19 protein-coding genes and 1 pseudogene are annotated in these 24,901 nt (G+C 70.0%); 11 read left to right on the forward strand and 9 right to left on the reverse strand.

Annotated features, from left to right (window positions below; all coding sequences use genetic code 11):
* Together ULB03_RS04470 and ULB03_RS04475 are read left to right on the forward strand one after the other, a co-directional pair.
* Nucleotides 1-873, forward strand: a pseudogene (locus ULB03_RS04470) (DUF4175 family protein); the annotation flags it as partial.
* A gap of 137 nt (nt 874-1,010) precedes the next feature.
* Nucleotides 1,011-2,798, forward strand: a complete 1,788-nt coding sequence (locus ULB03_RS04475; protein WP_322482076.1) for a DUF4175 domain-containing protein — start codon at nt 1,011-1,013, stop codon at nt 2,796-2,798.
* A gap of 8 nt (nt 2,799-2,806) precedes the next feature.
* Here the strand turns inward: ULB03_RS04475 and ULB03_RS04480 are convergent, their stop codons facing one another.
* A complete protein-coding gene (locus ULB03_RS04480; protein ID WP_322482077.1) occupies nt 2,807-3,586 on the reverse strand; it encodes an MJ0042-type zinc finger domain-containing protein in 780 nt (259 codons plus the stop codon).
* 181 nt (nt 3,587-3,767) lie between these two features.
* Between ULB03_RS04480 and ULB03_RS04485 the strand changes: the two genes are divergently transcribed.
* From ULB03_RS04485 to ULB03_RS04510, 6 genes are all read left to right on the forward strand, one after another.
* On the forward strand, nt 3,768-4,667 hold the full coding sequence (locus ULB03_RS04485; protein ID WP_322482078.1) for a cell division protein FtsX: 900 nt from the start codon (nt 3,768-3,770) through the stop codon (nt 4,665-4,667).
* Nucleotides 4,668-4,716: 49 nt separating this feature from the next.
* The gene (locus ULB03_RS04490) at nt 4,717-5,319 is read left to right on the forward strand and encodes a YdcF family protein (RefSeq protein ID WP_322482079.1); all 603 of its coding nucleotides are present in this window, start codon (nt 4,717-4,719) and stop codon (nt 5,317-5,319) included.
* An 86-nt stretch (nt 5,320-5,405) separates the two neighbouring features.
* Complete coding sequence (locus tag ULB03_RS04495; RefSeq protein WP_322482080.1) at nt 5,406-6,185, forward strand: lysophospholipid acyltransferase family protein; 780 nt, start codon at nt 5,406-5,408, stop codon at nt 6,183-6,185.
* A gap of 96 nt (nt 6,186-6,281) precedes the next feature.
* Nucleotides 6,282-8,663: an adenosylcobalamin-dependent ribonucleoside-diphosphate reductase gene (locus ULB03_RS04500; protein ID WP_416211020.1), complete on the forward strand. Its 2,382-nt coding sequence runs from the start codon at nt 6,282-6,284 to the stop codon at nt 8,661-8,663.
* Between the two features lie 716 nt (nt 8,664-9,379).
* Nucleotides 9,380-10,264, forward strand: coding sequence for an RNA polymerase factor sigma-32 (locus ULB03_RS04505; RefSeq protein ID WP_322482081.1), 885 nt, complete (start codon nt 9,380-9,382; stop codon nt 10,262-10,264).
* Nucleotides 10,265-10,379: 115 nt separating this feature from the next.
* A complete protein-coding gene (locus ULB03_RS04510; protein WP_322482082.1) occupies nt 10,380-10,820 on the forward strand; it encodes a hypothetical protein in 441 nt (146 codons plus the stop codon).
* 12 nt (nt 10,821-10,832) lie between these two features.
* Here ULB03_RS04510 and ULB03_RS04515 read toward each other — a convergent pair whose 3' ends face one another.
* From ULB03_RS04515 to ULB03_RS04535, 5 genes are all read right to left on the reverse strand, one after another.
* The gene (locus ULB03_RS04515; protein ID WP_322482083.1) at nt 10,833-12,134 is read right to left on the reverse strand and encodes an aminotransferase class V-fold PLP-dependent enzyme; all 1,302 of its coding nucleotides are present in this window, start codon (nt 12,132-12,134) and stop codon (nt 10,833-10,835) included.
* A gap of 94 nt (nt 12,135-12,228) precedes the next feature.
* Complete coding sequence (locus ULB03_RS04520) at nt 12,229-14,937, reverse strand: TonB-dependent receptor (protein ID WP_322482084.1); 2,709 nt, start codon at nt 14,935-14,937, stop codon at nt 12,229-12,231.
* A gap of 166 nt (nt 14,938-15,103) precedes the next feature.
* Nucleotides 15,104-16,159, reverse strand: a complete 1,056-nt coding sequence (locus ULB03_RS04525) for a FecR family protein (protein ID WP_322482085.1) — start codon at nt 16,157-16,159, stop codon at nt 15,104-15,106.
* Between the two features lie 31 nt (nt 16,160-16,190).
* A complete protein-coding gene (locus ULB03_RS04530) occupies nt 16,191-16,817 on the reverse strand; it encodes an RNA polymerase sigma factor (protein ID WP_322482086.1) in 627 nt (208 codons plus the stop codon).
* 121 nt (nt 16,818-16,938) lie between these two features.
* The gene (locus tag ULB03_RS04535) at nt 16,939-18,921 is read right to left on the reverse strand and encodes an adenylate/guanylate cyclase domain-containing protein (protein WP_322482087.1); all 1,983 of its coding nucleotides are present in this window, start codon (nt 18,919-18,921) and stop codon (nt 16,939-16,941) included.
* 565 nt (nt 18,922-19,486) lie between these two features.
* On the opposite strand from ULB03_RS04535, the gene ULB03_RS04540 reads away from it, so the two are divergent.
* On the forward strand, nt 19,487-20,458 hold the full coding sequence (locus ULB03_RS04540; RefSeq protein WP_322482088.1) for a thermonuclease family protein: 972 nt from the start codon (nt 19,487-19,489) through the stop codon (nt 20,456-20,458).
* Here the strand turns inward: ULB03_RS04540 and ULB03_RS04545 are convergent.
* Nucleotides 20,455-20,865: a group III truncated hemoglobin gene (locus tag ULB03_RS04545; RefSeq protein WP_322482089.1), complete on the reverse strand. Its 411-nt coding sequence runs from the start codon at nt 20,863-20,865 to the stop codon at nt 20,455-20,457. The genes ULB03_RS04540 and ULB03_RS04545 overlap by 4 nt on opposite strands.
* Before the next feature lie 121 nt (nt 20,866-20,986).
* Between ULB03_RS04545 and pip the strand changes: the two genes are divergently transcribed.
* Nucleotides 20,987-21,934 carry a prolyl aminopeptidase gene (pip, locus tag ULB03_RS04550; RefSeq protein ID WP_322482090.1) on the forward strand — a complete coding sequence of 316 codons (948 nt, stop codon included), beginning with the start codon at nt 20,987-20,989 and terminating at the stop codon, nt 21,932-21,934.
* A 127-nt stretch (nt 21,935-22,061) separates the two neighbouring features.
* Here pip and ULB03_RS04555 read toward each other — a convergent pair whose 3' ends face one another.
* Together ULB03_RS04555 and ULB03_RS04560 are read right to left on the reverse strand one after the other, a co-directional pair.
* Nucleotides 22,062-23,816 carry a potassium/proton antiporter gene (locus ULB03_RS04555; RefSeq protein ID WP_322482091.1) on the reverse strand — a complete coding sequence of 585 codons (1,755 nt, stop codon included), beginning with the start codon at nt 23,814-23,816 and terminating at the stop codon, nt 22,062-22,064.
* A 217-nt stretch (nt 23,817-24,033) separates the two neighbouring features.
* Complete coding sequence (locus ULB03_RS04560) at nt 24,034-24,489, reverse strand: DUF488 domain-containing protein (RefSeq protein ID WP_322482092.1); 456 nt, start codon at nt 24,487-24,489, stop codon at nt 24,034-24,036.
* Between the two features lie 120 nt (nt 24,490-24,609).
* On the opposite strand from ULB03_RS04560, the gene ULB03_RS04565 reads away from it, so the two are divergent.
* Nucleotides 24,610-24,795: a hypothetical protein gene (locus tag ULB03_RS04565; protein ID WP_322482093.1), complete on the forward strand. Its 186-nt coding sequence runs from the start codon at nt 24,610-24,612 to the stop codon at nt 24,793-24,795.
* Nucleotides 24,796-24,901 lie beyond the last annotated feature (106 nt).

Genomic DNA, 24,901 nt, shown 5'->3' on the forward strand with positions numbered 1-24,901 from the left:
ATGGCTGAGAGGGCACTGAAATCCCGGAAGGAACGGCAGGAGGCATCGGACGCCGCCGCGCCCACGGGTATTGTCGTGCCCCTGCCCAACCGCGCCCGCCTTCCCCTGGTCCCGCCGCCGCTGAAGCCCTGGCGCCACCCCTTGCGCGCCGCCTGGCTGTCGCTGGCGGCGGAGCGGGTCGGCCTGCGGCTGTGGCCCCTGCCCAGCGTGCTGATGCTGGGTCTGGCGCTGGCGTGGTCCGGCGCCCTGCCCCACCTGCCGCCCTGGGCGCACGGCCTGGTGCTGGCCGCCTTCGCCGCCGCCATCATCACCCTGCTGGTCCGCCGCCTGCGCGGCTTGCGCCTGCCCGACCGGGACGCCGTGTTCCGCCGGCTGGAGCGGGACAGCGGCCTGCGCCACCGGCCCTTCGACCTGCTGATCGACACGCCCGTAAGCCAGGGAGGGGGTGGGCCGGAGGGCCCCGCCGCCGCCCTGTGGCAGGCGGCGCAGGAGCGGGCGCGGCGCGGCCTGGCGTCCCTTCGAGTCCGCGGGCCGGCGCTGGATCTGCCCAGCCGCGACCCTTGGGCCCTGCGCCATGTCCCGGCCCTGCTGCTGGTCGTCGCCGCCGTGATGGCCTGGGGCGACTGGCGCCCCCGCCTGATCGAGGCGCTGGACCCCGGGTTCGAGGCGCCGCCCCCGGGTGCGGAGGCGGATCTGGACGTCTGGATCTCCCCACCCGAATCGACCGGGTTGCCGCCGCAGTTCCTGACGCACCGGGGCCGGGCTGGCGCACCGACCGACAACGACGCCGCCATCTCCGTGCCCGCCGGCGCCACCCTCACCGCCCGCCTGGGACCCCACCACCGCGCGCCCACCCTGTTGGTGGACGACGACGCGCGGCCCCTGGACCCGGCCGCCACCGGCGGCTTCCAGGCCAGCCGCACCGTCATGCTCCGCCCGGGTGCGCCGGGGGGCAGCGCGTCACCATCACCGACCGGGGCCGCACCCTGGGCAGCTGGACGATCCGCGTGGTGGCCGACGAGCCGCCGGCCATCGCCTTCCGCGAGAAGCCCAGCGCCACCGAGCGCTATGCCCTGCGCCTGGACTACACCGCCGCCGACGACTATGGCATCGCCAGCGTCACCGCCACCGTGACCCCGACCACCCGCCCCGAAGGCGTGCCGGTGGAACCGCTGGTGCTGACGCTGCCGGTGCCCGCCCGGCCCAGCCGCGAGGCGTCCGCTGCCGGCACGCCGGTGGTGGCCAACGCCAGCGGCTATTTCGACCTGACGGCCAGCCCCTGGGCGGGGCAGCCCGTGACCATCCAACTGACGGCCACGGACACCGCCGGCCAGACGGCGACCAGCGACACCCAGACCACCACCCTGCCGGAACGGGTGTTCAACAACCCCACGGCCAAGGCCGTGATCGCCCAGCGCCGCACCCTGCTGGACCAGGGGGAGGAGGCGCGCAAGCCCGCCGCCAACGCCCTGCTGGGCCTGGCGGGTGAGCTGGACAGCTATGCCGGCAATCCAACCGTGTTCATGGCGCTGTATGCCGCCGCCCGCCACCTGGGCCTGAACGACGACGCGCGGTCGATCAGCGACGTGGCCGACCTGTTGTGGGACACGGCGCTGACCATCGAGGACGGCAGCCTGGCCTCGGCGGAGACGGAGCTGCGCGACGCCCGCCAGCGCCTGGCCGACGCCCTGGACCGCAACGCGTCGGAAGCGGAAATCCGCCGTGACCTGGACGCGCTGAAAGCCGCGCTGAACCGCTACATGCAGGCGCTGGCGGAGAAGAGCGACCAGCAGCCGGGACAGGCGGGCACCCCGCCCGACGAGCAGAACGCCCAGACCATCGACATGGGCCAGATGATGCAGCAGCTGGAGCAGATGGCCCAGACCGGCGCCCGCGACGCCGCGCGCAAGATGCTGGACCAGATGCAAGACCTGATGGAAAGCGTCCAGACCGGCCCGCAAAAGCCGCCGACGGAGGCGGAGCAGCAGCAGATGCGGCAGGCCCTGCAGACGCTGGAGAAATTGCAGGACCTGACCAAGCGCCAGCGCGAGCTGATGGACCAGACCTTCCGCCAGGGCGACCGGGGCGAAGACGAGGATAGCCAGCCGCAGCAGCCCGGCACCCGGGGCGATGGCCCCAACCGCTCCACCCCCAACCGCCAGGGCGCCGCCCCCCGCCAGCCGCCGCGCGACCCGTCGGCGGAGGCCACGGCCCGCGATCTGGCCAAGCAGCAGGACGCGCTGCGCCGCGAGTTGCAGGCCCTGATGCAGCAGCAGGGGCAGCAGGCCGGCCCGCAGGATGAGGGCCAGGCCCAGGATCAGCAAGAGGATGGCCAGCAGGGACAGGATCAGCCCGGCGGGCAGGAGAACGGCAACGGCGGCGGCCAGGGCCCCGGCCAGGCGCCCTCCCCCCTGGACAAGGCGGACCGCGCCATGGGCCAGGCCGGCCGCGCCCTGTCGGAGGGATCGCCCGAGGACGCGGTGGAGGCCCAGGGCCGGGCGCTGGAGGCGCTGCAGGACGGGCTGAAGGGCATGGCGCAGCAGATGGCCCGCCAGATGGGCCGGGGCACCCGCGTGGCCCCCCGCAACGCCAGCAACGGCCGGGGCCAGAACACCGACCCGCTGGGCCGCCAGATGACCGGCCAGGGTGCGACCAGCACCGACAGCGTCAAGATCCCCGACCATGGGGACCTGCAGCGCGCCCGCGAGATCCTGGAAGAACTGCGCCGCCGCGCCGGCGAAGCCGGCCGACCGAAGGAAGAGCTGGACTACATCGACCGGCTGCTGAAGCGGTTCTGAGGTTTCCCTCAGTTCGGCAGCACGAATTCCGGGCGGATCTGGGTTGCCTGGCCGCCTTTTTCCACGATGTTGCCGTGGTAGACGGTCTTCTCGCCGGGGAACAGGCGGCGGGCCTTGGGCTGCATGCGCCACCGCTGGAAGGGCTTGCCATCGGCCCCCAGGGCCGAGGCCATGAGGTCCGGCACCGCGCGCTGGCGGTCGGACTTGTTCTGCACCGTGATGTCGATGAACAGCATGGACGTGCCCTCGACGTCGCGGAATTCCGTCTTGCTGTCCACCATCTCCAGCCCAGCGCCCGGCGGCTCCACACCGAAGCCGAGGGTGTCATAGAGGCGGGCGGCGGCGGGCCAGGCGTCGACCACGGCGTCACGCTCCACCGCCAGGCCAGCGATGCCGCCGACGACCACCGCCGCCAGGGCCCCCCAGCGCAGAACCGCGAACAGGCGCCGCTGCTTTTCCTCAGGCTCGGGGAGTACGGAACCGCCAGCCGGGCGCAGGCGTCCCAGGGACATGGGGGCCGGGGCCGCCTCTTCCTCCGCCATGGTCAGGGTGTCGTAGGCCGTCTCCCGCTCCATGGCCGCCGCGAGGTCGGCGAAGGAGGAGGATGAGGGCCGGGGGGACATCCAGTCATCCCCATCGTCATCGGCGGGGGCCATGGGGCGCCCGGCCGATTCCGGCACCTGGTGCCAGACCGAACCGCAGGCACTGCACCGCACGCGGCGACCACGGCCCAGCAAGGCGTCGTCGACCCGGAAGCGCGTGGCGCAGGACGGGCAGGTTGTTATCATGAGAGGCAGGGCCAGGCCGAAATCCTTGAAAGGCCTTCTAGACTTAAACGAAAAGGTCGGGGATGCGCAAGGTGGGCCCCGATGCCGCAGGGGTGGATTGGCCGGGCGGACACGGCTGGACGCCCGCCACCCGGCCGTGCCATCACTAGGGTCCGTCCCATCCCTGGAGAGGCCAGTCCCCATGAGCCGGCGCGGCCCTGCCGTCCTATCCCTCCGCCGCGATGCCACGGGCCAATTCCTGCCCTGGCTGATCGCCCTGATGGTGTTCCTGTCCACCCTGGCCGTCGCGGCGGCCCAGCTGCTGTCCGGCTGGGCTCAGCGCTGGGACAGCGGGCTGGAGGGCAGCCTGACCCTACAGGTCAGCCCCGTGGCGGACGTGAAGAAGGACGATGGCACGCCCGCGTCCCTGGACGAACGGGTGCAGATGGTGCTGCACGCGCTGGGCGGGGTGCCCGGCATCATCAACGCCCGTCCCGTGCCCATGGCCGACGCCGCCCGCTTGGTGGAGCCGTGGCTGGGCGACGGCGCCCTGCTGCAGGACCTGCCCCTGCCGGCCCTGATCGACGTCACCGCCGGCCCCGCCGTCGATGTCGCAGCCCTGCGCCAGCGCCTGGCCACCGCCATCCCCGGCACATCGGTGGAGGAACCGGGCGTATGGCTGCGCGACCTGCGCCGCCTGGCCCGGCTGGTGGAGGCCGTGGCCCTGGTCATCGTGGCGCTGATCGGCGGGGCGGCCGTGGCCGTGGTGGTGTTCGCCGCCAAGGCGGGCCTGGCCATGCACCAGGAGGAGGTGGACCTGCTGCATGTCATGGGCGCCACCGACAGCCATGTGGCCGACCAGTTCCAGCGCCATATCCTGCGCCTGTCGCTGACCGGCGGCATCGGGGGCACGGCGGTGGCGCTGGTTACGCTGGCCATCCTGTCGCTGCTGTCGCGTACGGTGGAGGGCACGCTGCTGCCGCCCCTGACCCTGGCGCCGCCACAATGGCTGGTCCTGGCCGCTGTCCCCGTGGTCGCCGGGGCCCTGGCCGCCATCAGCGCGCGGCTGACCGTGCTGCGCGCGTTGGAGCGGCTGCCGTGACGCCCCCTGGGCGCCCCTGTCGCAAGCGGAAGCGGCGGTCCCGCCCCCCGTGGCGACCGGCGCCCGCCTGTGGCAGCGCCTGCGCCGGCTGACCGGCCTGGGCGCCGCCCTGGGCGTCCTGTGGGTCGGGGGATTGCTGACCTTCGCCGCCAACATCCCCCGCGCGCCGGAGGATGCGACCGCCGCCACCGACGCCATCGTGGTGCTGACCGGCGGCAGCGAACGACTGGAAACCGGCTTCGACCTTCTGGCCGCCGGCCGGGCGCAGAAGCTGTTCATTTCCGGCGTCTATCGCGGCGTGGACGTGCGCGCGCTGCTGCGCCTATCGCAGGCGACGCCGGCGGCGCTGGAATGCTGCGTGGTGCTGGGCTACAGCGCCGACGACACGGTGGGCAACGCCGCGGAGACGGCGCGGTGGATGCAGGCCGAGGGGTATCATTCCCTGCGCCTGGTCACCGCCAACTATCACATGCCGCGCAGCCTGGTGGAGTTCCGCCACGCCCTGCCCGACGTGCGCATCGTGCCCCACGCGGTGCAGCCGCCCAACGTGCGCCTGGACGGCTGGTGGCACTGGCGCGGCACCGCCGGCCTGATCGTCAGCGAATACGACAAGTACCTGGTGGCCTTCCTGCGCCACGCCCTGGGACTGTAGCCGAAGAATGGAAGCCGAAGAGTGGACAGGGGGGCGTCCACGCACTATCCCTGCATCGGTCAACCCCGGTCATGTGGTTAAGGGCGATGCTGGTTCTGCGATCCCTGGTCTTCAACATCGTCTTCTACATCTGGACGACGCTGTGGTGCTTCGGCCTGCTGTGGACCCTGGTGGCACCCCACCGCACCATGATCTGGGGCATCCGGGGCTATATGCGCACCCTGAACTTCTGGGAGCGTGTCATCATCGGCCTGAAGTACGAGGTGCGCGGGCGGGAGCATCTGCCCACCTCGGGCGCCTTCCTGGTGGGCGCCAAGCACCAGTCGATGTGGGAGACGATGAAGCTGCACCTGCTGATGGACGATCCCGCCATCGTCCTGAAGAAGGAGCTGACCTACATCCCCATCTGGGGCTGGTACGCCGCCAAGGCGCGCATGATCGCCGTGGACCGGGGCAGACGCGGCGCCGCCATCCAGTCGCTGCTGAAAGGGGCGAAGGAGCGCGTGGCGGAAGGCCGGCCCATTGTCATCTTCCCCCAAGGCACCCGCACCGCCGTGGGCGCCTGGCGGCCCTACAAGGTGGGCATCGCCCTGCTGTATGAAAACCTGGGCGTGCCGCTGGTGCCCATGGCGCTGAATTCCGGGCTGTACTGGCCCCGGCACAAGTTCCTGCGCCGCCCCGGCACCATCGTCATCGAGTTCCTGCCGCCCATCCCCCCGGGCCTGACCAAGGAAGCGGCGCTGGCCCGGCTGGAAGCGGTGCTGGAAACCGCCACCGACCGCCTGGTGATGGCGGCCGGCGGGCCCCCGACGGAACGCCCGGCCAACGCGCCGCCCCTGGCCGCGGTCCCCACCACGGCCGGCTGACGGCCCTTTCCGCATAAGCTGGGGGCGCCGTTGACCGCCCCTGGCCACCGGCCTACCCTTGACCGGCGATCAATCATCCGGGACCGGAGGGTGCGCATGGTCGGGCGTGAGGGTCAGGCGACGGCAATCCCCGGGGCGGACGCGCCCCCCGGGTCCCCGGCCGACTGGCCGGCCATCTCCTGCCAGGTCTGGGACATGAAGTACCGGTTCAAGGGGCCGGACGGCACACCCCACGACCGGACGGTGGACGAGACCTGGCGCCGGGTGGCCAAGGCGCTGGCGGCGGCCGAGCGCGACCCGGCCCTGTGGGAACCCCAGTTTCACGAGGCCTTGCGCGACTTCGCCTTCCTGCCCGCCGGGCGCATCCTGGCCGGGGCCGGGACGGGACGCAGCGTCACCCTGTTCAACTGCTTCGTCATGGGCACGGTGCCCGACGACATGGGCGGCATCTTCGCCGCCCTGCGCGAGGCGGCGCTGACCCTGCAGCAGGGGGGCGGCATCGGCTACGACTTCTCCACCCTCCGGCCCCGAGGGGCGCCAGTGGCGGGGGTGGGGGCGGACGCCTCCGGCCCCATCTCGTTCATGGATGTGTGGGACGCCATGTGCCGCACCATCATGAGCGCCGGCAACCGCCGGGGCGCCATGATGGCCACCCTGCGCTGCGACCATCCCGATATCGAGATGTTCATCGACGCCAAGCGCGACCCCGGCCGCCTGCGCATGTTCAACCTGTCGGTCCTGGTGACGGACCCCTTCATCGCCGCGGTGCGCGAAGACGGCCCCTGGGACCTGGTGTTCGAGGGCACCGTCTGGCGCCGGCTGCGGGCGCGCGACCTGTGGGACCGCATCATGCGGGCGACCTATGACTACGCCGAGCCCGGCGTCATCTTCATCGACCGCATCAACGCCCAGAACAACCTGGGCGGGGTGGAGGTGATCAGCGCCACCAACCCCTGTGGGGAGCAGCCGCTGCCCCCCTATGGCGCCTGCCTGCTGGGCTCCGTCAACCTGGCGGCCCTGGTGGTGGACGCCTACACCCCGGACGCCCATCTGGACCTGGACCGGCTGGCCCGGGTGGTGCCGGTGGCGGTGCGCATGCTGGACAACGCCATCGACGTCTCGCGCTTCCCCCTGCCCGCCCAGCAGGCGGAGGCACGGGCCAAGCGCCGCATCGGCCTGGGCGTCACGGGGCTGGCCGACGCCCTGATCCTGTGCGGCGTGCGCTATGGCACGCAGAGGGCCGTCGAGCTGACGCGCCAATGGCTGGGCGCGGTGCGCCGCCACGCCTACCGCGCCAGCGCCGGCCTGGCGGCGGAAAAGGGGGCCTTCCCCCTGTATGACCGGGATCAATACCTCAGCCGGCCGATGATCCAGGGCCTGGACGATGTGACCCGGGCGGCGGTGGAACGGCACGGCGTGCGCAACGCCCTGCTGACCTCCATCGCGCCCACCGGCACCATCTCCCTGCTGGCGGGCAACGTGTCGTCGGGCATCGAGCCGGTGTTCACCTGGGAGTATGACCGCGCCATTCTGCAGCCGGACGGGACCCGCGCGGTGGAACGGGTGACCGACCACGCCTATCACCGCTTCCGCCAGGCCTTCGGCCCCGACGCCCCCCTGCCCGACAGCTTCGTCGATGCCGGCTCTCTGCCGCCGGCCGCCCACCTGGTGATGCAGGCGGCGGCGCAGGGCGAGGTCGACAGTTCCATCTCCAAGACCATCAACTGCCCGGCGGACCTGGATTTCGAGACGTTCAAGGACGTCTACCTGCAAGCCTATGACCTGGGCTGCAAGGGCTGCACCACCTATCGCCCCAACGCCATCACCGGATCGGTGCTGTCCGCACCGGCCGCCCCCGCCCCCCCGCTGGACATTCCCCTGCCGGACACCTCGCCACCGGCCCAACCGGCGCCCAGCGGCGGCGGGGCCGTGCCCCTGGACCGGCCGGAGACGCTGGTGGGCGCCACCTACAAGGTGCGCTGGCCGGGCAGCGACCACGCGCTGTACATCACCATCAACGACATCGTGATCGAGGAGCGGCGGCGGCCGTTCGAGGTGTTCATCAACTCCAAGAACATGGAGCATTACGCCTGGACGGTGGCGCTGACCCGCATGATCTCCGCCGTGTTCCGGCGCGGCGGCGACGTCGCCTTCGTGGTGGAGGAGTTGAAGGCCGTGTTCGACCCGCGCGGCGGGCAGTGGATGAAGGGCCGCTACGTCCCCTCCCTGCTGGCCGCCATCGGCGAGGTCATCGAGCGGCACCTGCTGGAAACCGGGTTCCTGATGCGGGCGGGCGGCCTGCCGGCTGTGCACGAGAATGCCGCCGATTCGGCCCTGGCGGCCGCCCCGGGTCCCCATGCCCCCGGTGAGGAGGGCGCCGTTCCGCCCGCCCAATGCCCCCGCTGCGGCCAGGCCAGCCTGGTCCATCAGGAGGGCTGCGACACCTGCCTGTCCTGCGGCTACTCCCGCTGCGGCTGACGGCTGGTGCGCCGGCGGTGGGCGACCACTGATCAAAAGAGATAGGGGTGGCGATCAGACGGGCCGTCGGCACCCGGCGACCACCCCGCCCCTCCTTACCGGAAGGCATAGGCCGGCCACCAGCCAGCACCGCGACCGCCCGCCACGTGCCGATGAGCGGCGGCGGGGGCCACAACCCCAGGACGTGCGACATCCAGCCCCACCCACCGCGATTGACACATCCGGCCAAGGGGTTGGGTGGCATCCGGGGCGGTCACCGCGTCTGTTAACATTGGACCGCCAGGTCATTCGGCCACCACGGGTCCAATGTTAACGGAAGCGGAAGCTGAGCCGGGCGCCTAGGCCCTCCGCCAGGGTGACGAAGGTCCTATTGGAAGGGGCGTATAGTCCCTGAATAAGCCCGGCGGGCGACAACCAATCCTATCAATTTAGAGAAATTAGACCCTTTGGTGGTGGTAATAGGCGAATACGACCTGGGCCGGCCTAAGGCGAGGCCGGGTTATGCCCTGTGGGTGATCGACTTTTTCCCGCGATATTTCAGTGACCCAATCGGTCATTACTGTCCCATCGATCCCGCAAATCCACGTGGGGCGCCAACCCGGCGGAATAGGCCACCGGGACGCCCCTCCGGGACCGACATCCGACTGGACGCCCGGCCACCCCGGCCGGGGCCCCCGCCGGAGGTCGATGCCGGGACTGCCAAGATGGAGGGGAGCATGGCGCACATCGACGATCCTCAGACCCAACGGGCGAATTTGTCCTTCATCAAGGCGTCCATGAAGGCGCCGCTGTTGAGCCGTGACCATGAGTTCGAGCTGGCCCGCCGCTGGCAGCAGAACCGGGACGAAAAGGCGCTGCACGCCCTGGTCTCGTCCCACACCCGCCTGGTCATCGCCGTCGCCAGCCGCTTCCGCAACTACGGCCTGCCCCTGGGCGACCTGGTGCAGGAGGGCAACCTGGGCCTGATGCAGGCCGCCAGCCGCTTCGAGCCGGAGCGGGAGGTGCGCTTCTCCACCTACGCCGCCTGGTGGATCCGCTCCACCATCCAGGAATTCGTGCTGCGCAACTGGTCCATCGTGCGCACCGGAACCACGGCGGGGCAAAAGTCGCTGTTCTTCAACCTGCGCCGCCTGCGCGCCCGCATCGACAACAACCCCTCCGCCACCTCGCTGACCCTTGAGGGCCGCCGCCATGTGGCCCGCGAGCTGGACGTGAGCGAGCAGGAGGTGGAGACCATGGAAATCCGCCTGACCGCCACCGACCAGTCCCTGAACCACCCGCTGAGCGAAGAGGGCGGAGAGTGGCAGGATTTCCTGGCCGACGACGGCCCCTCGCCCGAGCAGATCGTCATCGGCCTGAAGGACAGCCGCAGCCGCACCGCCTGGCTGAGCGAGGCCATGGACACCCTGTCACCCCGGGAGCGCACCATAATCGCCGCCCGCCGCCTGCGCGAGGACGGCGCCACGCTGGAGGAACTGGGCCACACGCTAGGTGTCAGCAAGGAGCGCGTGCGCCAGTTGGAGCACCGCGCCATGGGCAAGCTGCGCCAATCCATGCTGCGCCATGTCGGCCGGCCGGAAGAGCTATTCGTGGAGGCTTGAAGTCCGGCGGGCTTGACCATCAGCGCGAAAAAATACCAGCATGGTCCCGCTATAGCTGCAAGATGCAGCACGATGCGCGACCTTGCCCCGGCCGCGCCGAGACCGGATGGGACCGATGAAAGCTTACGCCTTTCTCATGGCGATGGTCATTTCCGCCCCGTGTGTCACCGCCCGCGCGGACACCACTGTCAAAGTCATCCCCGGTTCGACGACCGTCCGCATCATCCCCGAACCGACGACGCCCCCGGTGCGGCAGGTTTTCGAATTCACCTGCGGGCGGGCCCATTACGCCGTGACCTTCGACATGGCACCGGCCAAGCGCAGCCATATTCTGAGTGCCATCACCGTGAACGGCACGGCGATGAGGGAGAATGTCTTTCAGGGGGCGCGTGAGGCCCTGAGTGGAGAGGACGGGGTCCTGTCCGTCCAACCAACCTGTTATGACACCGACGTCACGATCAAAATGGCGCTCGACACCCCGGCGCCAAGCGATGCTCAAAACCCGTCCAAGTCGCTGTCTCAGGTGCGCCTGGAGATCAAGAACCCACCACTGTGAAACGGCGCGGGCTCAAACCTCCTTCAGCGCCTCCACCAACTTGGCCATATCGGCCGGCGTGGTGCTGAAGCCGGGGGTCACGCGCAGGCAGGCGCCACCGGCCAGACCGGTGCGCACCACGGTGAACAGGCCGTGCGTCTCCACCAGCCGGGCGGCCAGGGCGGTGTTGGCCGCCGGCGTCGTCTGGCCCTTCACCCGGAAGCTGGTCATGCCGGCGCAGAGGCGCGGGTCGTCGGGGGTCAGCACCTCGATGTTGGCCAAGTCCCGCGCCGGCAAGGCCCAGAGGTCGCGCAGGTGGCGCAGGCGGGCCCCGACGACGGCGGAGCCCAGGGCGTTGTGGAAGTCCAGCGCGTCGATGGCGGCCATCTGGGCCGCGAAGTTGGCCATGCCGGTGTGCACCCGGCCCAGGATGGGGTCGCGTTCCGACGGTTCCTCCCCCATGAAGGGCTCGATATCGGCGATGCGGTCTTTGCGGATATAGAGCGCGCCCACGCCCAGGGGGGCACCGATCCATTTGTGCAAGTTGAAGACGGCGAAGTCGACGCCGTCGCCGTGGACGTCCACCGGGCCCTGGCCCCAGGCCTGGGCGCTGTCCACCACCACATCCACGCCGCGCTGGCGCGCCATGGCCACGATCTCGCGCACCGGCTGGCGCAAGCCGTCGCGGTGGCTGAGATGGGTCATCAGCATCAGCCGCACGGTGGGATGGGCCGCCAACGCCTGGTCATAGGCGTCGATCAGGCCCTGGTAGGTCGCCGGATGGGGCAGATCGATGCTGATGACGGTGACACCCCGCCGCCGTTCCAGCCAGGACGCCGCCATGCGGGCACTGTCATAGTCATGGTCGCTCATCAGCACGGCGTCGCCGGGCTTGAGCCGGGCATAGCCGCCGATGACCGCCTGCAGCGATTCGGTGGCGTTGCGGGTGATGACGATCTCCGCCGCGTCGGCATGGACCATGGCGGCGATGCGCTGGCGCAGCGCCTGATAATAGCCGACGAAATCCCGGCGCACGAAGGTGGCGCCCTCCTGGTTCACCTTGGCGGTGTAGCGCTCGTAGGCCGCCTGGACGGCCAGGGGCATCTGGCCGAAGGCGCCGTATTCAAGGTTGATGAGGCCATTGGCCAGCCGCGGCGGATAGGCCGCGGCGATGGCCGCCCACCCGGCCTCATCCTCCGGGGCCGGGGGTGCGGCACCCGGTGCCAGCGGGCTGGGCAAGGGGCCGGGCTGGGCGGCGACCGGTGCCGCGGAACCGCTCAAGAGGCCACCCGCGCCGCCCACCAGGGCCGCCCGCAGCAGGGTACGTCGACGCATAGAAGCACACTCCCCTCCTTGGGTGCCGTCCCGGATGGGAGGTCGGGACGGCACCCCGTACAAACATCATCCCTCACCCGATAAAGGTGACGGATCAGAAAGCGGCGTTGAAGCGCACATAGTAGCGGCCGCCATAGGTGTCGTAGGGAGCGTTGCGCGAATACTCGATGCCCCGGCTGGCCTGGTAGATCGCCTTGGCCGGATAGGTGTCGAAGATGTTCTCGCCCGCCACCTTCACCGCCAAATTCTCGGTGATGTGGTAGGTCACCGACAGATCGACAAAGGTGATGCCGTCGAAGGTCTGGAAGATATCGCCGGTGGAGTTGCCGCTGCTGTCCGTCCAGCCGCCGTAGTAGCGGACGCGCACCTGATAATCGAAGGGGTTGTCGCTGTAGGTCAGGCTGCCGGTGATGTTGTTCTTGGGCAGGCCCTGTTCATACAGCACCTTCTGCGTCGGGTTGGCGTTCAGGCTGCCGCCCGTCACCATGGTCAGGTTGTGGTTGTACGCCAGCTTCATGTCGATGCGGGCCGTGTCGAACACCGGCTGGGTGTAATCCAGCACCACGTCCAGGCCCTGGGTGCGGGTGTTGAAGTCGTTGGTGAACCAATAGACCGAGGTGAAGTTGTCCGCCCCCGGCACGCCCTGGGCCACCAACTGCGCCTTTTGCGCCGCCGTCAGGTTGATGGTGGGCGAGCTGGAGAAGCGGTTGTCCACATCCACCTGATAGGCGTCGACGGAGCCGGACAAGCCCACATCCGTGCGCCACACGGCCCCCAGGCTATAGTTCCGCGACGTTTCGGGGCTGAGCGGCTTCGCGCCCAGGGCCACCGCCAGCGGGTTGTCGGGTGACAGGCGGCCGCTGGTGAACAACTGCAGGGTCTTGGTGTCCAGCCCCTGCGAGGTGCTGAGGGAGTTGATCTGCCCCGGCGTGGGGGCGCGGAACCCGGTGGAGTAGGAGGCGCGCAGGGCCAGGTCCGGCGTGATCTCATACCGGGTGGAGGCCTTGTAGGTCATCTTGTCGCCGAAACCGGAATAGGTTTCGTAACGGCCGGCGGCGCCCACGGTCCAATCCGGCGTCAGCTTGGCCTCCATATCCAGGTAGCCAGCGTAGCTGGTCTGGTACCAGGAACCGGCCTGCAGATCGCTGAAGCCGGGGAAGCCGTTGGCGCCCGAGGCCAGCCCCGCGGCCGCACCCGGCCCCACCTGGTACGAAGCCTTGTCGCCGGCCTCCACCGTGTAGATCTCCAGCCGGCGCTCGGCGCCGAAGGCGATGTTCAGCGGTTCATCCAGGCCGGCATCCAGGCGATAGACGCCGTCGGCGTTCAGGTTGAACTCATCCTGCCGCTGGGTGCCCAGGTTGAAGTTGGTCGGGCTGCTGGGCCCCAGCGAGGCGTTGATGGAGTTGTTCAGGAAAAACCGGCTTTCATTCTCGCCGTAGCTGCCGCTCAAATCCCAGTCCAGGTCGCTGCCGACATGGCCCCGGGCGCCCCAGGCGGCCTGGTAGTCGGTGTACTTGATGCCTTCCTTGGGCGTGAAGCCGTTGGGGTAGATGGAGCGCAGGTCCCAGCCGGGGAAGACCTTGGGCGCCAGGCCATAGACGCTGGCGTTGCTCTTGGGGTCGGGGATGCGCCAGTTGATATCGTTCATGCCCTCGCCCGTGGCGATGGTCATGAAGCCATAAAGCTCCACCGCCCCCACCGGCAGCAGGCCGTCCACGGCGTAGTGATAGCTGCTTTCGTCCGGCCGGCCCCAGCGCTGCACCGGGTTGGCGATGGTCAGCTGCGGATTGGCGGCCTGGAAGGCCTGGGCGTCGGCGCGTTGATGGGTGCGGGAGGTCAGCGTGCCGTCCGACCACTCCGCTGTGGCCATGAGGTGGCCGCCATCGCCGATCTCCGTCGCCCCGCGCAGGCCACCGTTCCAGGTTGTGCCGTCGCCCGCGTAGTACTGCGAGCCCTGCATGTAGCCGTAGACGCCGGGCCGGTCGTCCAACTGGATGTTGATGACGCCGGCGATGGCATCGGACCCGTACTGGGCGGAGGCACCGTCGCGCAGAACCTCGACCCGGCCGATGGCGAAATCGGGGATCTGCGCCAGGTCGGGGCCCTGGGCGCCGCGCGTGCCCAGATAGGCGGTGCGGTGGAAGCGCTTGCCGTTGATCAGCACCAGGGTCTGGTCGGGCGAAAGGCCGCGCAGGTGCGCCGGGCGGATGAACTGCCCACCGTCGGAGCTGGGCAGCTTCTGCACGTTGAAGCCGGGGATGACCTGGGTCAGGTTTTCCAGGAGCTGGTTGGAGGCGCCGTCCTGCAGGTCCTTGGCCGACAACACGTCCACCGGCGTCATGGTGGTGAACTGGGTGCGGCCCCGGTCACGCGTGCCGGTCACCACCACCTCGTCCAGGCTGCCGCCGGCGGCGTCAGCCACCTGCGGCTCGGCCCCGGGGCCCCCGGGCGCCGCCGCCTGGGCCTTGCGCGCCGGCGCGGCGGTGGAAACCGGGGTGGGCGCCAGCTTCAGCACCACGGTGCGGCCGTCATCCGAGGCCACCACCAGCGGCGTGCCCTTCAGCAGGCGCGCCAGGGCCTGGTGCCGGTCCAAATCCCCCCGCAGCGCCGCGGTGGAGATGCCGTCCAGCAGATCGGTGGGCGCCAGGATCTGGATGCCCGCCTGCTGGGCGAACAGCGGGATGGAGCGGGCCGCCGGCTGGGCCGGCAGGTCGAAATGCGCGCTTTGCGCCCAGGCCGGAACCGCCCACCCCGCCAGGGCCGTGCCGCACAGAGCAAAGAAACTGCCATATTTCTTAATCATTACGATCTTCCCCAACGATGATCGGCGATTTGGCCCGCCCCTGCCGGCCTATCGCACTGTCTTCCGCGTTCCTGATGGGGAGAGAACGGCGGGACTATATTTCCGCCACTGCGTCATTTAAGTTTAACAACATTCATAAATTCTGTACTGCCATTCGCCACACGTCTTAATCGTACAGAATTATGACATCTCCCTCTTGCCGATACTTGGCGTTGAAGGCCACGGCCACGGCATGGGCGAAGCCGTCGATGTCCGTGGCGTTGAACAAGCCGGAGACGTGGCGCGGCGCCAGGCGGTCGCTGGCCAGCACGATGCGCCGGCGGGAATAGCGGGCGAAGTCCGCCACCGCCTGGGCCAAGGTTTCACCCGCGAAGGCCAGGCGCCCCTCCCGCCACATCAGCGCGCGGTCCAACGCGCCCGGGGCCATCGTCTCGACGCTGACCAGCGTGCCATGGCCGGCACCGCCGGCGCGCACGCTAACCTGCTGCCCCGCCGCCGCCAGCACGGCGTCCTGCCCACCCCGCACCGTCCAGTCGCGGCCCGTGGCGCGTTCCAACGTTTCCGCCAGCGCGGACGGCGCGCCCTCCACCGCCACGGTGCCCGACACCACCGCCACGGTCATTGTGCCGCCCGGGGCGCCGCCAGGGTTCAGCCGGGCACAGCAGGCGCCGTCATTGGTCGCCAGTTGGACCAGCGGGCCGCGCAGGACGAAGGGGCGATCCGTCCGGGACGCCACCTCGAAGAACGCCTCGCCCCGCTCCAGGTACACCAGCCGACGCCCCGCCTCGTCGGCCAGGGTGACGGCGGAGTCGGTGTTGAGCGTGAGGGTAGAGCCGTCGTCCAGCGGGATGTGCCGCACCTCCCCCACCGCGGAGCTGTAGGCCTGCCGCGCCGCGGGCTGGCGCATGCCGGCGCCCAGCGCCGCCAGGCCGGCGACGCTGGCGGCGGCGGCCAGCAGGCCTCGGCGGCTGGGAAGCGGGACGCGCCCAGGGGCGGCGGACCCAGCCGGGGTCGTGACCGGAGCCCCGACGGGAAACGGCGCGTCCAGCCGGCTGAGCAGCAGGGCGCGGGCGCGGGCCAGCGCGCCCAGGTGCCGGACGTCCGCTGCCAGCCAGGCGTCCAGCGCGCGCCGTTCATCGGCGGTCAGGGCGCGCGCGTCCAGGCGGGCCGCCCAGCCGGCGGCAGCCAGGTCGACGACCGCGGCGGTTTGTCTTGCGCTCACGCCCCGTGACCCCTCCCCCAATCCCGGTCCCTCACTCAATCCCTGCTCCTCCCCGGCCGAAGCGCTCCGCGAGCAGCCTCAGGCCCCGGGCGATGTGCTTTTCCACCGTGTTCTCCGACAGGCGCATGCGCCGCGCGATCTCCTGCTGCGGCAGGCCCTCCACCCGGCGCATGACGAAGGCGCGGCGGGTCTGGCGCGGCAGGTCGGCGATGGCGTCCTGGATCAGGCGCAACTCCTGGCGCGCGGACGTCACTTCCTCCGGCGACGGGGCGTCCACCACCGCCTCCAGCGCCGACAGGTCGGCCACGGCGGCGATGGGCACCACGCGGGACTGGCGCAGCAGGCGCACCACCACGGAATAGGCGGTCTGGAAGGCGTAGGCGCGCGGGTTCTCGATCCCGGCGACGCAGGCCTTGGCCACCAGGATGGCGTAGGTTTCCTGAACCACGTCGTCGACATCAAAGCCCAGGAAGGCCTTGGACCGCAGCCAGGCCCTGAGGCCATGCTCATGGGGCAGGATGTGGGTGGCCAGCCACCGCGCCCTCTCGTCACCAAAGGGGGCGTCACCAAAGGGGGCATCGCCCAAAGGGGTGTGAGCGACCGGCGCCGGGGACGGGCCGTCCTGCGGCCGGGCGATCGCGTCGTGTCGTTCCTGCACGGGGGCGCCATCCACACGGGGGAAGAGTATCCCTCAACAGCCGCGTCAGGATGACGCGGGCGCCGGGATACTAAGGTGTGGAGACGCGAGCGGGAGGCTTTCCCCCACCCGTCATAAAAATTTAAGAGGGAACGCGCGCCGGCGGTTCGGGGCAGACGGGGTCCAGCCGCGCCTCGCCCACGGTTTCGCCAGTGGGGCCGACCGGTTCACGCGGGCCATGCTCGCCATCGGCCAACTGCCACACCCGCACCTGGCCCGTGCGCCCGCGCAGGCTGAACTCACCCACGTCGGTCATGGGCACGCCGCAGTCGCCGGCGGCGTCGACCGTGTCGGCGCTGGCCAGCACGATGCAGGCGGCGGCCGGGTCGGCCAGGTCGGCGCCCAGCGCCTCCAGCCGGGCGGCGGCGTTCACCGTGTCGCCGACGATGGTGTAGTTGATGCGGCTGCTGGTGCCGATGTTGCCCACGACCACCGGGCCGGAATGGATGCCGACGCGCAGGCGGATGGCGGGCCGGCCCTGGGCCACCGCCTCGTCATGGCTTTGACGGATGCAGTGGTCGATGGCGGCGGCGGCGCGCAAGGCGCGGCCGGCGTGATCCGCCTGGTCGTCCGGCGCGCCCCAGAAGGCCATGACGGCATCGCCGATGAACTTGTCCACCGTGCCGCCCTCCGCCTCGATGCAGGCGGACAGCAGGGTGAAATGCTCGTTCAACAGCGAGGCGGTCTGCGCCGGCGTCATGTTCTGGGCCAGGGTGCTGAACCCCTTGATGTCGGTGAACATGACGGTGACGTCGCGCTCTTCCGACAGGATGGAGCCGGCATGGTCGCCCCGGCGGATGAGGCGCAGCACCAGCGCCTTGGGCACATAGGACTCGAACCAGCGCAGCCCGGTCAGCATGGTGTTGAACGCGGCGGCGGCGTCCGACAGTTCGCGCAGGCGGCTGTCGGGCAGGTAGGGCACGGCGTGGAAGTCCAGATCGCGCAGCGAGCTGGCGGCGTGCGACAGGCCCCGGATCTGCCGGCTGATGGTCTTGCCCAGGATGAGGCTGAGGGCGACCGACACCAGCAGGATGGCGACTCCGCCCAGGCCGAACCAGCGCACGCGGCGGATTTCCTGGTCCACCTCGCGCTGGGGCAGGGCCATCACCAGGGTCCAGTTCTGGGCGCCATAGCCGCCGAGGTCGCGCAGCAGATAGACGTAATCGACATCGCCCACGGTGGCCTGGCGGAAATCCAGGTCGCGCAGCTTGCCGCCCAAGGCGTCACTGGCGCTGCCCCGGCCGGGAGGCTGGCGCTGCCAGATGGCGGCGGCCACGGGGTCCCCCAGGTCGGACAGCGTGGGCAGGGGCGGGTTGCGGCCGGCCAGGTTGAAGGTGCGGCCGATCAGGGCGGGGTGGGCCAGCACATGGTCGGCATCGAACAGGATGAAGGCTGTGACGCCCTGGCTGCTGTCCAGTTCACCCAGGAACCCCGACAGGTCGGCGAAGCTGACGCCCACCAGTACAGCGCCCAGGAACTTGCCGTCCTTGGACCGCACCGGCGCGCGCACGGTGAGGAAGCTGGTGCCCTCATCCTCCGACCAGACGGGATCGACCCAGCGGGCGACCGGCGCCGCCTTCATCTCCTGCATCAGCAGGTCGCTGCCGGGCGGCGGCGGCACGGTCATGACCTCGGCGTCATTGGGGCCCGTGCGCCGCGCCACCGTCCACTGGCCGTCGGCCGACAGGAAGCTGACGGCCGTGATCTGGGGCGAGGCCGCCAGCGCCGAGCGCAGGTTCTGGCCCAGGCGCGTCCTGTCGCTGGTGTCGATCTCCCCCCGCTGGATGGAGGCGACCAGGAATTCAGCCTGGTATTGGGCGGGATCGAGTTGGGCGCGCACGCGCACCGTCATCCCGTCCATGGCCAGGATGACCTTGTCCGTCAACAACGCGGCGGTGTTGCGGGTGGAGGTGCTGAAGCCCAGGATAAGGACGCTGGCCACCGCCACCAGAACCAGCGTGCCGAAACCCAGCAGCAGGGCGGTGGCGATGGACACGCGCACGGCGGACCGCCGGATGGGACAGCCCCCGGCCGGACCTTCCAGGGCCTGTGTCGTCTCGCTCATGGCGGCACCGTAGCCGTCAGCCGCCGCCACGGCAACTGCGGCAATGAAACAGGCCCCCCGACCCCGGTATGGGGCTAATTCCAATACAGCATATTGCATAGCGCAACGGCTGCCAGCCACCCCGCCAGCAGTTGCAATATGCATTGCATAACTCAACGACCAGAACAAATCTTGGATAATCCGAGGGCGCCCTTCTTCCGCGGAAACTGGCGGACCGCTGCCAATAAATGGTTAAGGACCCCAAAAATTTCCTCGTGGCCCCCGCTTTGCTAAGAAAGGTGTGTCTAGCAGAGCAACACCCGACAAGGGACCCGCAGACGATGGAACCGATGGAATTCGCCTACCCCGTGCTTTTCGCTTAGCGTCCCTGACCATTCAGGGTCGTGGCGACCCGGAAAGGCAGCCCCTGACGCCCCATCACCGGCATACGCGGCCGTGCCATCAATCGGTTCTGGCAGAACGCGTAAACTATCAACGGCGCGGATCCACGGTGGTCCGCGCCGTCTTTTCTTTGGCACACCGCTGCCGTATCGTCATCGCGCCCCGGTTGCTGGAAACCACCGCGATGCACGCCTGGCGAATCGCCCTGTTGCCGTTGCTGATCCTGATGACGGCACCCTCGCCGGCCGAGGCCGGCACCCACCGCGCGCACCACAAGGCCCACAAGGACAGGCCCCATAAGGAACGGCAGGCCAAGGGCGCCCACGGGCTGATCCCCGCTGGCAGCGGCACCGTCATCGGCGTGCTGAGCGGCGACACCGTGACCCTGCGGGACGGGCGGGTGGTGCGCCTGGCCGGCATCCTGGCCCCCAAGGGTCCCGCCCGGGGAACCTCCCGGGATGACGCCGGCGGCCGCGCCGCCTGGCCCTTGGCGGAGGACTCGCGGCACGCGCTGGAGGCTCTGGTGCTGAACCGCACCGTCAGCCTGATGTTGGGGGGCGCCGACCATGACCGCTACGGCCGTGTACTGGCCCACTTGATGGTGCGCGACGGCCGGCGGCAGGTGTGGGTGCAGGACGCGCTGCTGCGCCAGGGCTGGGTGGAACTGGCACCCCATCCCGACGCGCCCAAGGGGCTGGCCGCGCTGCGCCGGGCGGAAGATGACGCGCGGGACCATCAGCGCGGCCTGTGGGCCGACGGGTTCTACGCCGTGCGCAACCCGGACTCCGCCGGGCATGCCCAAGGACGCTACGCCATCGTCACCGGCCGGGTGCTGGACGCGGCCGACGCCCGCGACCGCGTCTACCTGAACTTCGGCGCCGACCGTCGCACCGACTTCACGGTGGAGATCGACCGCCGCGACATGGCCGCCTTCCGCGCCCGCCACCTGGACCCGCTGGACCTGAAGGACCGATTGGTGGAGGTGCGCGGCTGGGTGGAGGAGCATAACGGCCCCATGATCCGCGTCACCAACCCCGACCAGATCATCACAACCGACGGCCGCTGGCCCCACCGGCGCCCGGCACGGGGCGGAAAGAAGAAGAAGGAGGAGACGGAGGGCGGCGGCGATGCGGCGGCGGCGGTGACGGAGCCCTAGCCCCGATACGCCCCGGCATCCTCGCCGCGCGCGACCGCCAGACCCATCTGCAGGCTGCGGCCGATGCGGGTGCTGACCTCCGCCAGCCGCTCCGCCGCCGCCGTGGTGAACAAGCCCTGGGCCGTGTCGCGGAACAGGGCCAGCCAGCGGCGGAAGTGGTCGGGGCCGATCATGGGAAGGCCGGCATGCACCACCATGGGCCGCCCCTCGTACCGGCCGGTGGACAGCAGGACGGACGACCAGAAGTCCACGATGCGGGCGCGATGGCGGTCCCACGCGGCTTCGTCCGTGCCGACGGCGGCATGGAACACGGGGCCCAGCAAGTCGTCCTGACGCACCCGGTCATAGAACACCCGCACCAGGACGGTCAGCGACTCCTCCGTGAAAGCGTCGAAAGGGTGTGACATCGCTGTAAAGTCTCCCGTTAAACGGGTTAGGGGGAACCCTGTGGGGTCGGTTGGGTTTGCGCTGGGGGCTGGCCTTGGCCTACACTTCGGCCCTTAACGAGCAAACTTGGTGTACCGACCCATGGCGCGCGGCGATCTCTTCCCACCCTTGGAACCCTATCGGACAGGCACGCTGGCCGTCAGCGGCCTGCATACCATCTATTGGGAGGAAGCCGGCAACCCGGACGGCGCGCCAGTCGTATTCCTGCATGGCGGCCCTGGTGCTGGCGCCTCGCCCACCCACCGGCGCTTTTTCGACCCCCGGCACTACCGCATCGTCATCCTGGACCAGCGCGGCGCGGGGCGGTCCACGCCGCTGGGCGAAATCCGCGAGAACGGCATCCAGGATCTTATTTCGGATCTGGAACAACTCAGGTCAATGCTGGAGATCGACCGCTGGCTGGTCTTCGGCGGCTCCTGGGGGTCGACCCTGGCGCTGGCCTATGCCCAGGCCCATCCGGAACGGGTGAAGGGCCTGGTGCTGCGCGGCATCTTCCTGATGCGCCAGTTGGAGATCGACTGGTTCCTGTACGACATGCGCACCTTCTTCCCCGAGGCGTGGTCCACCTTCGCGGCCCACATCCCGGTGAATGAGCGGGGCGACCTGCTGGAAGCCTATTACCGCCGCCTGACCTCGGCCGACCCGCAGACGCGCATGGCCGCCGCCCGGGTGTGGAGCGTGTACGAGGGGGCCTGCTCCACCCTGCTGCCCAGCCCGGAACTGGTGTCGGCCTCGGGCGAGGACAACCACGCCCTGGGCTTGGCGCGGATGGAGGCGCACTACTTCCGCAACAACAAGCTGTCGCCCGAGGCGGCCTTGCTGGAGAACGTCGACCGTATCCGGCACATCCCGGCCATCATCGTCCAGGGCCGCTATGACGTGGTCTGCCCCATCCGCACGGCGGATGAGCTGCACCGCGCCTGGCCCGAGGCCGACTACATCGTCGTGCCGGACGCCGGCCACAGCGCCATGGAGCCCGGCATCCGCTCCGCCCTGGTGCAAGCGACGGAACGGTTCAAGACTCTCTAAGTTCGCCTTTGAGCGCCGGGCGCGGGCATCCGCCGGCTTGGCTTCCTCGCCGCGCCCCCCTTTACATGAACTGGGCGGTACTCGCTCCGGCACCCGCAGTCGCGGGCTAGTTCTTTAAAGCGGGGGGCTAGGCGCTCTTCCGCAACCCCTTCAGGCCCTGGCGCAGGCGCGTCCAGGGCCGCTCGTTGGGGGTGAGGTCGATGCCGACCTCGGTCACCCGCGTCTCATCCATGGCGGCCACGATCAGGGCCACCTCACCCACCTTGAGGCGCACGCCGACAGAGGCGCGGCGGCCCAGCCGGCGGCCCAGGTGCTCGCCGATGGCGATGTCGCCATCCACGCCCGGCGCCTCGAAGCCGTAAAGCCCGGCGACCCTGGCCAGCGGGGTGTCGCCCTTGACCTGGAAGTCCCCCAGGCCGGCGGCGCGGCGGCCATGGTCGCGGCGGCCGAACAGGCGTTCCATGGCGGTCAGCGCCGCCGGCTCGCCCAGCACCAGGACGGCATCGCCGGGGTAGAGGACACGCACCTCCTCCGGCGCCACGGGATGGCCCTCGCGGATCATGGCCAGGACGCGCACGGATTCCGGCACCACCAGGCGCCCCAGGCCGCGCACCGCCGCCTCGCTGTCCGGGGAGACGGTCAGCATGGCCAGTTGCTGCGGCCCGTCGACGGGCAGGTCGATGTCGGCCCGGCTGGCGGGTTCGGGATCGGCCGGAATCTCCACGTCCAGCAGGCGCGCCGCCGGCCCGATGGTCCATCCCTGGGCCAGCAGGGACAGGAGCACCACGGCGAAGGCGATGCCGAAATAGGTTTCCGCCCCCGGCAGGCCGGACAGCACGGGCAGCAGGCCCAGGAAGATGGGGACCGCCCCGCGCAGGCCGACCCAGGAGATGAACAGCCGCTCGTTCCAGGCGAAGCCGAAGAAGGACAGGCACAGGGTGACGGCCAGGGGCCGCGCCACCAGGATCAGCGCCACGGCCACCACCAGCGCGGGCAGGGCCACGCGCACCAGCGTGTCGGGGGAAACCAGCACCCCCAGCATGAGGAACAGGGAAATCTGGCTGAGCCAGGCCAGGCCGTCGTGGAACCGCTCGATGATCTGGCGCGCCTTGACCCGGCGGTTGCCGATGATGAAGCCGGCGAGGTAGACGGCCAGGAAGCCGGACGCGCCGATGGTCTGGGTGGCGCCGAAGATGAACAGCGTGCCCGCCAGGGCCAGAATGGGATAAAGGCCGGCCGACAGTTCCAGCCGGTTGATGAGCGCGGACAGGGCTAAGCCGCCGGCGATGCCGATGATGCCGCCGCCGCCCATCTCCATCGCGAACTGCCCCAGTTGCGCCCATCCGAAGCCCGCCCCCTGGACGGCGTGGATGGACAGCAGCGTCAGGAACACCGCCATGGGGTCGTTCAGGCCCGACTCCACCTCCAGCAAGGCGGAAACGCGGGGGCGCAGGCGCAGGCCCCGCTGATGCAGCAGCAGGAAGACGGCCGCCGCGTCGGTGGAGGCGACGATGGACCCGATGAGGAAGCCCTGGGCCCAGCCCACGCCCAGCAGCCAGCGCGCCACCACGCAGGTGACGCCGGCCGTGATCAGCACGCCGATGGTGGACAGCACCAGGGCCGGCCAGCGCGCCACCTTGAACACCGCCTTGGGCGTGCGCAGCCCGCCGTCGAACAAGATGACGGCGATGGCGATGGACCCGACCAGCGAGGCCAGGCGATAGTCGTTGAATTGGAAATTGGCCAGCTTGTCGACGGCGATGCCCAGCGCCAGGAACACCAGCAGCAGCGGGGCGCCGACGCGCGAGGAGGCGCGGCCGGCCAAGATGGCCAGCATGAGCAGCGACCCGAGCGCGAAGATGATGGTGTCGACGTGATGCACTGGCCGACTTGCTCCCCCCGGGCGGACCGCCTGCCGGCGCCCCCGTTGACCTCGTTCACCTGAGGCTTACCCTAGCCCCAAGCCCTTGGACTAGCTGTCCGTTGGGCCAGCGTCCCTTTCGGGTCCCATCCGCCGGCCACCTGGTTCTTCTCGCCCCCCATTGTGTCCGCCGTGCGGCGCCCGCTGGCAAATTTGGGGGCGGAGGATCCGGGGCGGGCTAGAAGGCGGCATCCACCGCCAGGTGATGCACATCGAAGCCCCAGCCCCCCGCCATGTCGGCCGCAACGCGGGAGCGGTGGCAGATGTGCGGGTCGTCCTCCAAGCACAGCAGGCAGGCCGGGCCCTGCTTCAGCGCGGTGGCGGCGGCCACGCCCAGCTCATACTGCGCCTCCGGCCGGGCCAGCGCCTGGTCGACGATGGACCAGAACAGCGGCTGGTTGCCGGCACGGCCGGCCAGCCGGCCCTCCTTGGGCGTGCCCAGCGCCTTCAGGTGCAGATACTCGATGCCCGCCTGGCGCAGGGAGGCCGACAGCGGGCCCTTGGAAAAGCCGGCGCGGCGCGACAACGGCAGCTCCCGCACATCGATCAGCGTGCGCACGCCGGCCCGCACCAGACGCTCCACCAACGCCGGCTGGCCCGCCTTCTCATACCCTATGGTGTAAAGCTCGGGCATGGGCGGGCGCTCCCTTTCAAGGAATTGGTGGCGTTCCCAGAAGTGGGGTCGCATCCGGGACACGGCAAGAGTAAACGGCGCCCCCTCGACAGCCCAGGATGGCAGTGCCATCTTATAGTCATGAGCGACCCGACCCGACGCCCACTTTCCGACCTGATCGCCGACCTCGACATCAGCGAGGCGGAATACGCCGCTGGTGATCTTGTCGCTGGGGAAACCGTCCTGGAAGAGTTGCGCGCCAGCATCGCCCGACTTGAAGCCAATCGGCAAGATGCACCACCCCGCGGAGCGGCGACCCGACAGTGATTCCGCTTACCCGGCGCGCCGCGCAACATGTGGCCGACCTTCGGGATCACTACGAAGAGCTTGGTCGTGCGGAAGCGGTCCGCAACCTTTATGCCGCCCTGGAACG

Source organism: Nitrospirillum goiasense (assembly GCF_034427435.1).
Taxonomy (GTDB): domain Bacteria; phylum Pseudomonadota; class Alphaproteobacteria; order Azospirillales; family Azospirillaceae; genus Nitrospirillum.

Coding starts and splice junctions, on each gene's coding strand:
- ULB03_RS04565 (WP_322482093.1), top strand. CDS start 24,610: ATGAGCGACCCGACCCGACGCCCACTTTCCGACCTGATCGCCGACCTC.
- ULB03_RS04535 (WP_322482087.1), bottom strand. CDS start 18,921: ATGAGCGAGACGACACAGGCCCTGGAAGGTCCGGCCGGGGGCTGTCCC.
- ULB03_RS04520 (WP_322482084.1), bottom strand. CDS start 14,937: ATGATTAAGAAATATGGCAGTTTCTTTGCTCTGTGCGGCACGGCCCTG.
- pip (WP_322482090.1), top strand. CDS start 20,987: ATGGCGCGCGGCGATCTCTTCCCACCCTTGGAACCCTATCGGACAGGC.
- ULB03_RS04515 (WP_322482083.1), bottom strand. CDS start 12,134: ATGCGTCGACGTACCCTGCTGCGGGCGGCCCTGGTGGGCGGCGCGGGT.
- ULB03_RS04540 (WP_322482088.1), top strand. CDS start 19,487: ATGCACGCCTGGCGAATCGCCCTGTTGCCGTTGCTGATCCTGATGACG.
- ULB03_RS04480 (WP_322482077.1), bottom strand. CDS start 3,586: ATGATAACAACCTGCCCGTCCTGCGCCACGCGCTTCCGGGTCGACGAC.
- ULB03_RS04495 (WP_322482080.1), top strand. CDS start 5,406: ATGCTGGTTCTGCGATCCCTGGTCTTCAACATCGTCTTCTACATCTGG.
- ULB03_RS04545 (WP_322482089.1), bottom strand. CDS start 20,865: ATGTCACACCCTTTCGACGCTTTCACGGAGGAGTCGCTGACCGTCCTG.
- ULB03_RS04500 (WP_416211020.1), top strand. CDS start 6,282: ATGGTCGGGCGTGAGGGTCAGGCGACGGCAATCCCCGGGGCGGACGCG.
- ULB03_RS04485 (WP_322482078.1), top strand. CDS start 3,768: ATGAGCCGGCGCGGCCCTGCCGTCCTATCCCTCCGCCGCGATGCCACG.
- ULB03_RS04510 (WP_322482082.1), top strand. CDS start 10,380: ATGAAAGCTTACGCCTTTCTCATGGCGATGGTCATTTCCGCCCCGTGT.
- ULB03_RS04560 (WP_322482092.1), bottom strand. CDS start 24,489: ATGCCCGAGCTTTACACCATAGGGTATGAGAAGGCGGGCCAGCCGGCG.
- ULB03_RS04505 (WP_322482081.1), top strand. CDS start 9,380: ATGGCGCACATCGACGATCCTCAGACCCAACGGGCGAATTTGTCCTTC.